At 51.3% G+C, this 13,163-nt stretch carries 12 protein-coding genes; 4 read left to right on the forward strand and 8 right to left on the reverse strand.

Features of this window, described 5'->3' with window-relative positions; genetic code table 11:
- Positions 1 to 68 precede the first annotated feature (68 nt).
- Positions 69 to 674 carry a GcrA family cell cycle regulator gene (locus G9C99_RS04650; protein WP_166416248.1) on the reverse strand — a complete coding sequence of 202 codons (606 nt, stop codon included), beginning with the start codon at positions 672 to 674 and terminating at the stop codon, positions 69 to 71.
- Positions 675 to 841: 167 nt separating this feature from the next.
- Here G9C99_RS04650 and G9C99_RS04655 point away from each other — a divergent pair, with 167 nt between their 5' ends.
- A complete protein-coding gene (locus G9C99_RS04655; RefSeq protein WP_231703961.1) occupies positions 842 to 1,645 on the forward strand; it encodes an ABC transporter permease in 804 nt (267 codons plus the stop codon).
- Here G9C99_RS04655 and G9C99_RS04660 read toward each other — a convergent pair.
- Positions 1,642 to 2,526 carry a DMT family transporter gene (locus G9C99_RS04660; protein WP_166416249.1) on the reverse strand — a complete coding sequence of 295 codons (885 nt, stop codon included), beginning with the start codon at positions 2,524 to 2,526 and terminating at the stop codon, positions 1,642 to 1,644. The genes G9C99_RS04655 and G9C99_RS04660 overlap by 4 nt on opposite strands.
- Before the next feature lie 296 nt (positions 2,527 to 2,822).
- On the opposite strand from G9C99_RS04660, the gene G9C99_RS04665 reads away from it, so the two are divergent.
- The 3 genes from G9C99_RS04665 (at position 2,823) to gndA (ending at position 6,468) form a co-directional block, all read left to right on the forward strand.
- Entirely contained in the window at positions 2,823 to 4,001 is a 1,179-nt protein-coding gene (locus G9C99_RS04665) for an aspartate aminotransferase family protein (RefSeq protein ID WP_166416250.1), read from the forward strand.
- Between the two features lies 1 nt (position 4,002).
- A complete protein-coding gene (gene argF / locus G9C99_RS04670) occupies positions 4,003 to 4,929 on the forward strand; it encodes an ornithine carbamoyltransferase (protein WP_166416251.1) in 927 nt (308 codons plus the stop codon).
- A gap of 129 nt (positions 4,930 to 5,058) precedes the next feature.
- On the forward strand, positions 5,059 to 6,468 hold the full coding sequence (gndA, locus tag G9C99_RS04675) for an NADP-dependent phosphogluconate dehydrogenase (protein ID WP_166416252.1): 1,410 nt from the start codon (positions 5,059 to 5,061) through the stop codon (positions 6,466 to 6,468).
- 60 nt (positions 6,469 to 6,528) lie between these two features.
- Here the strand turns inward: gndA and G9C99_RS04680 are convergent, their stop codons facing one another.
- The 6 genes from G9C99_RS04680 to G9C99_RS04705 form a co-directional block, all read right to left on the reverse strand.
- Positions 6,529 to 7,014, reverse strand: a complete 486-nt coding sequence (locus G9C99_RS04680; protein ID WP_166416253.1) for a hypothetical protein — start codon at positions 7,012 to 7,014, stop codon at positions 6,529 to 6,531.
- 159 nt (positions 7,015 to 7,173) lie between these two features.
- Positions 7,174 to 9,153 carry an AsmA family protein gene (locus tag G9C99_RS04685; RefSeq protein WP_166416254.1) on the reverse strand — a complete coding sequence of 660 codons (1,980 nt, stop codon included), beginning with the start codon at positions 9,151 to 9,153 and terminating at the stop codon, positions 7,174 to 7,176.
- Positions 9,154 to 9,275: 122 nt separating this feature from the next.
- Positions 9,276 to 9,959: an ABC transporter ATP-binding protein gene (locus tag G9C99_RS04690; RefSeq protein ID WP_166416255.1), complete on the reverse strand. Its 684-nt coding sequence runs from the start codon at positions 9,957 to 9,959 to the stop codon at positions 9,276 to 9,278.
- On the reverse strand, positions 9,952 to 11,238 hold the full coding sequence (locus tag G9C99_RS04695) for a lipoprotein-releasing ABC transporter permease subunit (RefSeq protein ID WP_166416256.1): 1,287 nt from the start codon (positions 11,236 to 11,238) through the stop codon (positions 9,952 to 9,954). The genes G9C99_RS04690 and G9C99_RS04695 overlap by 8 nt, the downstream gene beginning before the upstream one ends.
- Positions 11,239 to 11,388: 150 nt before the next feature.
- Complete coding sequence (gene proS / locus G9C99_RS04700) at positions 11,389 to 12,726, reverse strand: proline--tRNA ligase (RefSeq protein ID WP_166416257.1); 1,338 nt, start codon at positions 12,724 to 12,726, stop codon at positions 11,389 to 11,391.
- 143 nt (positions 12,727 to 12,869) lie between these two features.
- Positions 12,870 to 13,163 (reverse strand): hypothetical protein (locus tag G9C99_RS04705; protein WP_166416258.1); only part of this gene is annotated, 294 nt, incomplete at its 5' end.

Below are 13,163 nucleotides of genomic sequence, written 5' to 3' on the forward strand. Positions count from 1 at the left end.
TTTAGTCTGGATAAGCACACATCAGAGTAGTTACCCGGCGCGATTATTACACCGGGTAACATTACATATTACCGGCGACGGTCGCGACGTGACGACATAGGTTGGAATGCAACACCAACATGGGCCTCGCAATAAGGCTTACCTGCCTGAGTCCCCAATCCGCAGAACCAAAAGTCTTCGGTAGACGGGTCACCAATTGGCCATTTACAGGTCTTTTCGGTCAATTCCATCAAAGACAAACGCTTGGCTGTCTTTTCGACTTCACGCACAGAAGCCAACGCCTCAGGACTAATTTCATTCGCTGAGGGTTGCGGCGGCAACGGCTGACCCGCAGGAATGATGGCCCGGCGCGCCGCGCTCATTGGGGTGGTTGCAGGCACCGCAGCGTGTGTGGCTGGTTCAACCTTCGGCTTCGGTTTAGGCGCGGCTGCAGCTGCGGGCTTAGGGGCCGCTGGTTTAGGTTTAGCCGCCGGAGCAGCCGCCTTTGGCGCAGCTTTATCTTTTGGCGCAGCCTTTGCACCCGTTGTTGCGCGATTAGAAAGGCCCAAACGGTGTACTTTGCCGATAACAGCGTTGCGGGTTACACCCCCAAGCTCCTTGGCGATTTGACTTGCGGATTGGCCTTCGCCCCACATCTTCTTCAGGATTTCGACACGATCTTCGGTCCAGGACATCGGCTTTCCTTACGATTGCGTAGAGAGAAATAGGTTTTGCGACGCTTAGCGTCCCTTCCTTTTCGCCCATCTACGGAGAAATTTCTGATCCCCTATTTTAATCATGGCGTCAGAGGATACAAGGACCACAAGCAAATGAGTCGAAAAAACACGCAAGGATGCACAAAATGGCACAGATCGGGGACATGGGAGAACGACGGTTTGGCCGCGTGAACTGGTTAGGGCTTTACACTTTGGCCCAACGCGAAGTCATGCGCTTTGTAGCAGTGTGGACGCAAACGCTCCTCGCCCCTCTTGTAACAGCCGGTCTTTTTCTTTCAATATTTACACTGGCAATTGGCTCCCAACGGGGCGATGTGATGGGCGTACCCTTCCTGCATTTTTTGGCTCCGGGGATTTTGATGATGACCGTCATGCAGAATGCTTTTGCCAATACATCATCGTCATTGGTGATTTCGAAGGTTCAGGGGAACATCGTTGATACGCTCATGCCGCCATTGTCGCCGCTGGAAATCGTAGCGGGTTACATTGCTGGCGGAGTATTGCGGGGTTTGTTCGTGGCTTTTGCCATCGGACTCATTTTGATCTTAGCTTTAGGAATCGGTATTGCGCATCCGCTTTGGGCCTTAGTGTTTGTATTTTTAGGGGCAACATTTTTAGCGGCATTGGGTGTTCTCGCGGGAATCTACGCCAATAAGTTCGATCAAATGGCAGCGATTACAAATTTCATCGTGACACCACTATCGTTCCTATCCGGCACGTTTTATTCAATCGAACGCCTTCCTCCAGTGATGCAGGCAATTTCACATGCCAACCCCATCTTTTATATGATCGACGGCTTGCGTTACGGGGTTATTGGCCAGTCGGACAGTTCGCCTTATTTAGGGTTAGCAGTCGGAATCGGCGCATGCGCTGCAATGATTTTTCTATGTTGGGCTTTGATCAAAAGCGGAACACGGCTGAAGCCTTAACGTCGCTTCGCGCGAGCTTCGCGCACAGCCAACAATACCGCTCCGCCGACAATAATGGCGGAGCCAATAAAACTAACACCATCAGGCACCACCCCAAAGATGAGATAATCAAGCAGCATCGCAAACACGAGTGCAGAAAAAGAAACCGGCGCGACGAAACTTGCCTCGCCACGTTTCATTGATTGAATAAAACAACTTTGCGCCAATGCCATCATGCCACCCAGCGACACCAAAGCAATCCACTGCGCCGGTGTCGGCATGACCCACACGAACAACACCGCAACTGATGAAATCATCGCACCAAGACCGTTATTGGTGAATAAAATCTGTAACGGAGCCTGCCGCCCCGACAGCATTTTAATCAATGTGATCTCAAAACCGGTCAAGACAGCCGCCCCCAACGCCAACAAAGCAGCGGGTTGAAACGTTTCGGGGGTTGGCCGCAATAGCACCATCGCCCCCGCCAGCGCGATCCCAGCCGCCAACCACCGTATCGGGCCGACACGTTCCCCCAAAATAGGAATGGCCAGCACCATCGCGAACACGGGATTGAGGAAACTAATCGCCTGAGCATCAGACAAAGGAATATACGCGATTGATGCAAAGATAAGCGTGATGCCCATCCACCCTGACGCGGTGCGGGCGATATGAATGGGTAGTAGAAGTGGCCCAAATTTTGGCCGCAAGAACGCGACAAATGAACTGATCAGTATAAACGCGAAAATAAAACGCCCATGACTAATCTGCAGCGGGTGCAATCCCACGCCAAGAATATCCTGCCCCAAAGCTTTGGCCAGCAAACTGGTCCCCGCTAATAAGGCAGACGCCAGCAACATAAATGCTACGGCCAACAAAGGCTGAGAGTCGGATTTCGGTGTCATACCTTATCGGTAGGCTGCCCCTTGCCAAAAGGAAAGAACTGCTTCCCAAATATGCGACAATTCCTACCCCTTATTGAAGGTATCAATAAAACGCTGGACAAAAGACACTTCCCTCCCTTAAGTCAGCCGTATGAACATGAACCAACATATTGCCCTTGCAAACCGACGCCGACGCTTTAGCGTCTGACGTCCACTGTTCTGTTCACTCGCGCAAATTGCGCATCGCTTTTTCTGAAAATGTTGACTTGGCTACGGGTGTAAGGCACCCATTGGCTTTCTGATCTAAGGATATCGCTATGATCCCCTCTGTTTTACCTACTTATGCACGCGCCCCTTTGACTTTTGTCAAAGGCGAAGGCAGCTGGTTGATCGAAGCAGATGGCCGACGTTTTCTAGATCTTGGGGCAGGCATTGCTGTGAATGCCCTTGGGCACGCACACCCAAAATTGGTTGCGGCCGTAACAAACCAAGCCGCAAACCTTTGGCATGTATCCAACCTGTATAATATTCCACAACAACAGGCTCTGGCTGATAAATTGGTTGCCGACACGTTTGCGGACACCGTATTTTTTACCAACTCAGGCACAGAGGCCTGTGAACTGGCCGTAAAAATGGCGCGTAAATATTGGTATGAAAAAGACCAACCTGATCGCATGAACATCATCACCTTTGATGGATCCTTTCATGGGCGTTCCTCCGCGGGTATCGCCGCAGCTGGTACAGAAAAGATGGTCAAAGGCTTCGGCCCGCTTTTACCCGGTTTTGTGCACCTCACCTTTGGGGATCTGGATGGTGTTACCAACGCGATTGATGATACAACTGCGGCTATTTTGGTGGAACCGGTGCAGGGCGAAGGTGGTATTCGCCCGATGCCTGATGCCGAGCTAAAAGCGCTGCGTCAGATTTGCGATGATACGGGTGTATTGCTGATCCTTGACGAAGTACAATGCGGAGCAGGCCGGACCGGGAAACTCTTTGCACATGAATGGGCGGGCATCACACCTGATATTATGATGGCAGCAAAGGGGATTGGCGGTGGTTTCCCTCTTGGGGCTGTTTTGGCGACCGAAAATGCCGCGTCCGGCATGGTCGCTGGAACCCATGGATCGACTTATGGCGGCAACCCATTGGCCTGTGCCGTCGGGCTTGCCGTTATGGAAGAGATCGCTGAGCCTGCATTTCTGGCAGAGGTTAATCGCAAAGCCAGCCTTTTCAATCAAAAGCTCGAAGGCTTGATTGCAACTCATCCAGATGTGTTTGAAAGCGTACGCGGTTCAGGTCTCATGATTGGATTGAAATGCAAAGCCACCAATATGGATGTGGTCAATGCAGGTTATGATGTCGATCTACTGACCGTCCCTGCCGCTGACAACGTCATAAGGCTTTTGCCCGCTTTAACCATCACTGATGAAGAAATTTCCGAAGCCGTTGCGCGGCTTGATCAGGCAGCAACTGTTGTCAGCAAAGGACAGTAAGATGAACCATTTCCTAGACATTCACAAAACCGATCCCGCGCACTTGCGGGGCATTATCGACAACGCAGCCGACATGAAGAAAGCCCGGCTTGGGCGTCCCAAAGGCGCACTTGATGACGATCAACCACTCAAAGACCACATGGTCGCGCTGATTTTCGAAAAACCCTCGACCCGGACCCGTGTTAGCTTTGATGTAGGGGTTCGCCAGATGGGTGGTCAAACTATGGTGCTATCGGGCACAGATATGCAATTGGGGCACGGTGAAACCATTGCTGATACAGCACGCGTTTTATCACGGTATGTAGATCTGATTATGATCCGCACATTCGAAGAGCAAACGCTTCTGGAGCTGGCTGAATATGCAACTGTCCCGGTTATCAATGGCCTGACCGATCGCACCCACCCTTGTCAGATCATGGCCGACATTCTGACCTTCGAGGAAAAGCATGGCCCGATCAAAGGCAAGAAAGTCGTATGGTCCGGCGATGGAAATAACGTCTGCGCCAGTTTCATTCATGCAGCGGGACAATTCGGGTTTGATCTGACATTTACCGGCCCTCAAACGCTTGATCCCGAGGAAGAGTTTGTAAACCTTGCCCGTTCGCAAGGATCAACCATCACAATTGAACGCGACCCTGTCAAAGCCGCTGAGGGTGCTGACTTGATTGTGACCGACACGTGGGTTTCCATGCATGATCCACAATCCGCAAGAGAACGCCGCCACAATCAATTGTACCCTTATCAGGTCAATGAGAAGCTGATGAGCCACGCCAATTCGGACGCTTTGTTCATGCATTGCTTGCCTGCACATCGCAATGAAGAAGCCACAAATGCTGTTATGGATGGCCCTCAATCCGTGGTCTTTGACGAAGCTGAAAACAGGCTTCATGCGCAAAAGGCCGTCATGCGCTGGTGCCTAGAAAAATAAACCCTACCCAAAGCCCCGCCATTTTGCGGGGCTTTTTGCTTATGTATCAATTGTTACCGGTAACCGCTGGAAACCCCGGTCAATTCCACTTAGATTATTTTCAACAACAGATTTTTAGGAGCAGGCACAATGGGACAAACACATTTAGGCCTCGTTGGCTTAGGGACGATGGGCAGCGCGCTGACGCTGAACATCGCGGAAAATGGTTTTCCAATAGCTGTGATGACGCGCAACCCTGAACGGGTCACAGAATTTTTGGCTGACGCGGGGCCTCTTGCGGAAAAAATCACAGGATGCGGCAACAGCGCTGAAGCGCTGGTCGAGGCTTTAGAAGCCCCTAGAACAATCATCCTCATGGTTCCCGCAGGGGAAATCGTTGACAAGCTTGTCGCGCAAATCATGCCGCTTCTTTCGGCTGGTGACACGATCGTTGATGCAGGCAACGCAAATTTTCACAATACCCGACGTCGCGGCGATATTATGGCGCGCGAGGGAAAGCACTTTATCGGCATGGGCGTTTCTGGCGGCGAAGATGGCGCACGCCATGGCCCCTCAATTATGGTTGGAGGCGACCCCGCAAGTTACGCCCCTATTAAACCAGTAATCGAAGCCATCTCAGCAAAGTTTGAGGGAGAGCCCTGCGCAGATCACCTAGGCCCCGATGGTGCTGGTCACTTTGTGAAAACCGTTCACAACGGCATCGAATACGCCGACATGCAGTTGATCGCGGAAACCTACGGCATTTTGCGCAACGGCCAAGGTCAAAGCCCAGAAGACATCGGTGCGCTTTTTGAAACTTGGAATGCAGGCAACCTAAATTCCTACTTGATGGAAATTTCCGCCAAAGTGCTACAAGCACACGACAGCAAAACAGGCGCGCCAGCGGTAGACGTTATTTTGGACAAAGCAGGCCAAAAAGGCACCGGGCGCTGGACTGTTATTGAGGCCCTGACGCTCGGGCAGTCTGCGTCAGCGATTGAGGCTGCGGTCGGCGCACGCGGTTGGTCTGCGGATAAGCCTATTCGCGAAAAGGCTGCAGTTATTTTCCCCGAAACTGTTTCACCTAACGTTGATCTCTCAACAGAAGATATGGCCGCAGCTTTGCTTGCAGGGCGCATTTTGGCCTATGCACAGGGTTTCCAAATTTTGCAGGCCGCTTCGGATCATTATGAGTGGAATGTCGATATGGCACGTGTTGCCGAAATTTGGCGTGCGGGCTGCATTATTCGTTCTGCACTGCTAGACGATATTTCAAATGCGTTTCGGTCGGACCTTCCAGATGGTCGACTGTTGCTTGCCCCTGCCTTCACCGATGCGCTTCAAACTGGCACGGTAGCTATGCGTAAGCTCGTAGCAGCGGCGGCCCTCGCAGGCCAGCCTATCCCAGCCTTTAGTGCTTCGTTGGCTTGGTTTGATACAATGCGCAAAGCACGCGGCACAACAGATTTGGTTCAAGCCCAACGGGATTTCTTCGGGGCGCACGGGTTCGAACGTATTGATGCTGATGGCGGTAAACATCATGGACCGTGGTGGGATTAACATTCCCCATATAAGCCAAGTAAAAAGAGCGCCTACTGGCGCTCTTTTCTTTTGATCAAATCAGAATGTTTCTAGTGCTAGGTTGGCACTACAATTGCCACCCATAGATCCGATCCAAATGTCATATGTGCCGCTCGCGGCACCATTCAGATAGATTTTTGGATCAAGATTACCATTGCTGTCATCATCCCACATCCAGCTTCCGCTTGGAGTGTTGATCAGCAAGGTCGCATCACAATCGCTATAGACAGAAATCTGTAATGCGAAGTTAGACGCGCCATTATAGTTCAATTCAAAATCGGGGGCACTTGCGTAATTTCCTGCAACGCCGCCCAATCCACATGCCGCAGCAGAATTATTGCCACCTGCAACGACACCATAAGTCCGCTGCGTGTAGAAATCGGTTGCAGAACCGTTAATTCCTGCACCACTCAAAGACCAATCAGGACATGCTTGTGCTGCCGTGCTGAAAAGAACACCAAATGCTAGGGCACCGAACCCAGTTTTCAACGCCGCAGAAATCTTAGTTTTATTTGAGACTGTCAAAAAAACATCTCCCTCATATTGTATTTAGCTTATCTCACCATCTACCAAGCTCCTGGCAGACAACGTCAGAAATACTAAATTCCCCGACAGGCACTAGTGCTAATTCCTTACTTTCACAGGAAAATACGTGAAATGCGCAGCTTATCCGCCAATTGCACCTCAGTTTCCACCTAAGAGATTGAGCAACTCGTTTGTTACCGTTTCCTCCAGCCCTCTGCGTAACGCATCTTCTGTGCTTTCACCTTCTTGTTGTGTCACACCCAACGCTTCTTCAGCTTGTTGGCGCAAGCGTGCCTCGGCAGCATCACGTTCTGCAGCAAGTCGTTCTTCTAATGCGCGACGCTCTTCCTCTAGTTCTGCATCCAATAGCGACTGCAGGTCAGGACGGAACTTTGGATCTACCCAAGTTCCAGTGATTAATACCGGAACACTAATGCCTCCGGTGCCATCCTCGCCAGCCAAAGCAACAGGAACTACACGATAATCAAGTGTTTGCGCCCCGATCCCGACGGAGCCCGCCCCTGTTGCCGTAAAAAGTGGTGATTGGAAATTCAGATCATCATTGCGAAGCGTCCCATCCGTAATCTGAAAACTGGCCCCAATACGATCAAAAATTGTTCGACTGCCCAGCCCCTCATAAGAAGCATCCAGATTACGCAACATGCCAGCAAGGTCAAACCCGCGCAACTCACCGCCTTCAATACTAAACTGTCCGTCACCTGATATCGAACGCATCAATCCATCCATAGAACGCCCAGACACCAAAACATCAAAGCGCGCATCCGCAGTTCCGCTCAATCGTTCATAACCAGCAAGCTGAGACAGAAGCGGTTCTAGCGACAAACCCGAAAGCGATAAATTGGCGCGCGATGACAGTCCGCCCCGCCCATTCACGATGAATTCACCACTGGCAGCGCCGCCATATGCGCTGACTTGTGTCAGGTCAAAAACGGCACGGCGGTCATCAATAGTTGTGGTAATTTGACTAGCCCCGAAAGTAAGACTGCCCAAATTGATGCTGTCCGCAACAACCGTTATCCGACCATCCATAATCCCCAATGCGCTTACGTCGATAGGATCTGTAGACCATCCGGCGGATTGCGCGCCACTTTCATCCGCCCCCCTTGGAATAAAGGGGGTAACATCCAGCGCGCCAACATTTAGGTTTGCGTTCATCACCGGCCGCGCACCCGTTGGGTCTAAATCGACCGATCCCGTAATCCGGTTTTGGTTCACCCTTAAGTCCCAATCCCGGAGATGGAGTGTCCCAGCACTGGCATAGGTCATGTTTGCACTAAAACCTGCACCATCCAACGACCCCGAAGGCACCGCCGGTGCGGGCTGTCCAAGTAGAGAAAACAAGCCGGGCACGTCAGGCAACGTAACCTCTACGGCACCTTGTGCACCCAGCGGAGCATAGCCAGATTGGCCGCTAAAGTTGATCGTGTTCCCCGCTGCAGCAATAGCGAGCGTCAACTCCGTTTGCGCACCAGACAAAAATGCCGATGTATTCTCGAAATCGCTCTCGATAGAAAACGGCTGGCCATTCATCATGGCTGCAAACCCAACGGTCCCCGGTCCCGTAAAGTCGGGTAAACGTGCTTCAATTTCCATTTCGTTCAAGACAAGCTGTGATCCTGCTGCATGATTGAAAAACCTAAGAGAGCCGCTAGAAATGGAGGCCTTATCAAGAGTAAATGCGGGAATTTCTGCTGTTTGCGCAGTCTGCGATGATGTGCCCGTCGCGGCACCCTGAGCTGAAAACGCCCAATTCACCCGACCATCAGATGCGATTTCAAGCAATATTTCGGGCGCAACGGCTTCGATCTCCTTGACTTGAATATCTCCGGACATCAAAGCGATTAATCCAACGCCGACACGCAGGCGTTCAACCGTAAACATTGGCCCTGCGTCAGACCAATCTGCATTTGCGATTTCCACACCTTCAATTGAAACGCCCAATTGCGGGTAAATCGAAGGCTTAACAGCACCGGAAATAACCATCGCCCGCCCGGTCGCGGTTTCAAATTGGTCAGCTGCGATTGACGCAATTCTTTCGGATGGAATTAGGAATAGTGCCCCAATAGCCATCGCTATCAGAATTACAACCGCACCCAAGATTCGAAAAATCCACCGCATATTCTGCCCTCACATTCAAAGTGTTAGTCTGAATCTAAGTTCGCAGAGAAAGAAGAACAACCCGCATAGGCAATTCGCCGCCGGTAAAGCCTAAAACAAGTGTTTCGCGGGCGGAATTGAATTTATAGCGGCACCAAAACACCATTTTCCAAGCGAACTTGCCGGCCCATCCTAGCTGCAAGTTCCAGATTGTGCGTTGCGATAAGCGCTGAAAGCCCCGTTTCCTGAACCAATTCCATCAAAGCCCCAAAAACACGGTCAGACGTATTTGGGTCCAAATTACCTGTTGGTTCATCCGCCAATAATATCGAAGGATTATTGGCCAAAGCGCGACAAAACGCGACGCGCTGTTGTTCGCCACCAGACAATTCCGCAGGTCGGTGGTGCGCACGATCTTCGATACCAACACGTTTCAGTAACTCAGCCCCGCGGGCCTCAGCGGCCTTTTGCGTAACCCCGTTCACCAATTGCGGCAATACAATATTTTCCAAAGCAGTAAATTCTGGCAAGAGGTGATGAAACTGATAAATGAACCCCACGTCGTTACGACGCATCTGGGTGCGGCGACGATCTGACAACCCAGCGACACTTTCGCCTTTGATCCGTTGATCCCCGGCGTCGGCAAAATCGAGTAACCCTGCTATATGCAAAAGCGTTGATTTACCTGCGCCAGAAGGCGCGACCAAAGCAACGACTTCCCCTGCTTCTAACCGCAGGTTCGCCCCCTTTAAGATCGCAATCTCATTGGATTTCCCGACGTTATATGCCTTGTGAATATTGTTTAGCTCTAGCACTGGATCATTCATAGCGAAGCGCCTCAACGGGATTCATTCGGGCGGCACGGCGCGCCGGAAACAAGGTGATCCCAAACGATAGTATCAATGAAAGACCAACAGCAGCCAGAACATCCTGCAATTGTAGAATGGCTGGTAGCCGGTAAATCCCGCGCACGGACGGATCCCAAACGCCCCCTCCGGCAGCCCCATTTACAAAGGCCAGGATTGGGTCGAAATAAATCGCAAACAAACACCCCAGCACGACGCCCAACGCCGTCCCGATCACCCCAACAAGCGCACCGCAAATAAAGAAAACGCGCATGACAGCACCCTCAGTCAGACCCATGGTGCGCAAAATGCCAATGTCACGCCCTTTGTTTTTCACAAGCATCACCAGCCCTGAAATAATATTCAGGGATGCAATCAAAACCAAAACAGACATTAAAACAAACATCACCGTATCTTCGACATCAAGCGCCCGCAAGAACGACGAGAACACGTCTCGCCAGGTGTGAATCGTCGCCCGTTCCCCCGCATTACGCAAAATCGGCAGTACGAGATCGTCGACCGTTTCCGGGTTTTCTGTCATCACTTCGAGTTCGTCTGCGGCGCCTTCGCGGTTAAAAAAACTCTGCGCCTCGGCGAAGGGCATATAGATACGACTGTTATCAATATCGTATCGACCAGCTGAAAAGATAAACGTGACTTCATAGGTATTCACCCGTGGCGTCACCCCAAAGGCTGTACGCACCCCGTTTGGCGAAATAATTTTAATCATGTCACCGATCACCAAACCAAGGCTTTGCGCGATACCTGATCCGATCGCCACCCCGTCGTTAAAATTCGCGATATCACCCCAAGCATTAATAGGCTCAGCAACCCGAGGAATAGCCCGCAGGTCATCCTCCGTTATCCCAAAAACAAGCGCTGCGGTGTTGTTGCTTTGGTGGTTCGCCATCACTTGTCCTTTGACAAGCGGTGCAACACGTGTGACCCCCTCGACCGCGCGCAGGGCATCGGCCCGCTCTATGTAATCGGTAATAGACCGGTCCAAAACACCATTTTCATTCGCCGTTGGGTAAACGCGCACCGTCACATGGGCATTCGCGCCGACAATCGTGTCAACAAACTCAACACGAAATCCTGCCCTTACAGACATTGTGATGATTAACGCAGCAACAGCGAGCATAATCCCAATCAAGGAAATCCAAGTCATGACGCTCACGCCGCCCTCGGCGCGCTTTGCACGCAAATAGCGCCAAGCGATCATCCACTCAAATCGAGAAAAAGGTGCGGGTTGGCCTGCCACGGTCGCCTCCGGGTGTTATTATTTTGGCGGAGTCTGGAGGGTTTGCTCCATATGGTCAAGCAAGAGCTGTTGTCATTACATCGAACAAGCGTTTTTGCGCGAACCCAATGTGCAAAAGGTTGGCCGCAATCACGGCCAACCTTCAGTAAATTATAGGTTAGCGTAAATCTCTACAACCTTGGCAATTGCTGCCTCTGGTGACATTTCTTCGCTTTCGCCTGTCCGACGCGAGGTCAATTCAACAACCCCATTTTTCAATCCGCGCGGACCGACGGTGATGCGCCAAGGCAAACCAATCAAATCCATAGTCGCAAATTTACCGCCTGCGCGTTCTTTGCGATCATCATAGAGCGGCTCAAGGCCAGCTTTGGTCAGCGCGCTGTAAATGCCTTCACATGCGGCATCAGCTTCGTCGTCACCTTGTTTCAGATTGACGATGCCACAATGGAACGGCGTTACGCCCTCCGGCCAAATGATACCTTTATCATCATGGCTGGCTTCGATGATTGCCCCCAACAAACGAGACACACCAATTCCATGTGACCCCATATGAACAGGCACCAGTTTCTGATTTTCATCGATGACAGTCGCATTCATGCTTTCGGAATACTTGGTTCCAAAATAAAATATCTGACCAACCTCAATACCACGTGCAGAACGGCGACGCTCCTCTGGGACATCGGCAAAAATTGCCTCATCGTGAGTTTCATCAGTACGGGCGTAACGGGTTGTGAATTCTTCTAGTATTTCTTGGCACTGCGCCTTGTCGTCAAAATCAACATCGCGATTACCAAGTTTAATATCGGTGACTTCACTATCGTAAAACACCTCTGATTCACCGGTTTCCGCAAGAACCAAGAATTCATGCGTATAATCGCCACCAATTGGTCCACCATCTGCACGCATTGGAATCGCCTGAAGCCCCAGCCGTTCATATGTCCGTAGATATGTCACCAAATGGCGATTGTAAGCGTGCAACGCATCCTCTTTTGTCAGGTCAAAATTATAGCCATCTTTCATAAAGAATTCGCGGCCACGCATGACACCAAACCGTGGACGACGCTCATCCCGGAACTTCCATTGGATTTGATAAAGCGTCAGTGGTAGATCTTTGTAGCTGTTTACATGGGCGCGGAAGGTGTCTGTAATTTGCTCTTCGTTGGTTGGACCATACAGCATATCGCGGCCATGGCGGTCTTGGATACGCAACATTTCGTCGCCGTAGTCTTCGTAACGCCCAGATTCACGCCAAAGATCAGCGGACTGGATAGTCGGCATCAGCATTGGCATATGACCAGCTTTTTGCTGTTCTTCATGCACGATGTTTTCAATCTTGCGCAGAATTTTAAAACCCAATGGCAACCAAGAATAAATGCCTGCACTGGCTTGTTTGATCATACCAGCACGCAACATATAGCGGTGGCTAACGATGGCGGCTTCTGCGGGGTCTTCTTTTAGAACGGGCAGAAAATAACGGGAAAGGCGCATGCGGGGCATCCTTCAAAGTTGCTTTTTCTTCGCAATAGGCCATTGCGCCACCACAAACAAGAGACGCCCCTAAAACTATGCCCCTAAAACGCGGAAAGGCCACCCTGTTGGGTGGCCTTTTTAGTGAGTGGTGTTTTTTTGGTTTACTTGTCAGCGCCGTTGTCAGCTGCCGCGAGTTGGGCAAAGATAGCGGCTGCGGTTGGGTTCACGCTGCCTTGGGTGGAGCGTGCGATGCCTTCGTTGGCTTCAAAAACATACGAACCGTTGCCTTCGTCTTCAGCCGCCAGAGCGGTAAAAATGGCAGCTGCCTCAGCGCTTAGGCCTTGTGCGCTGTCAGTGAAGACAACGCTTTCGATGCCGCGGTTGTCCGCTGCGAAATGTGTCTGTGCGTCAAGTGCAACACCTGCGAATGCTGGAGCTGAGATCAGAACGAGTGC

Origin of the sequence: Cochlodiniinecator piscidefendens (assembly GCF_011326755.1) — a bacterium.
In the GTDB taxonomy this organism is placed as follows: domain Bacteria; phylum Pseudomonadota; class Alphaproteobacteria; order Rhodobacterales; family Rhodobacteraceae; genus Cochlodiniinecator; species Cochlodiniinecator piscidefendens.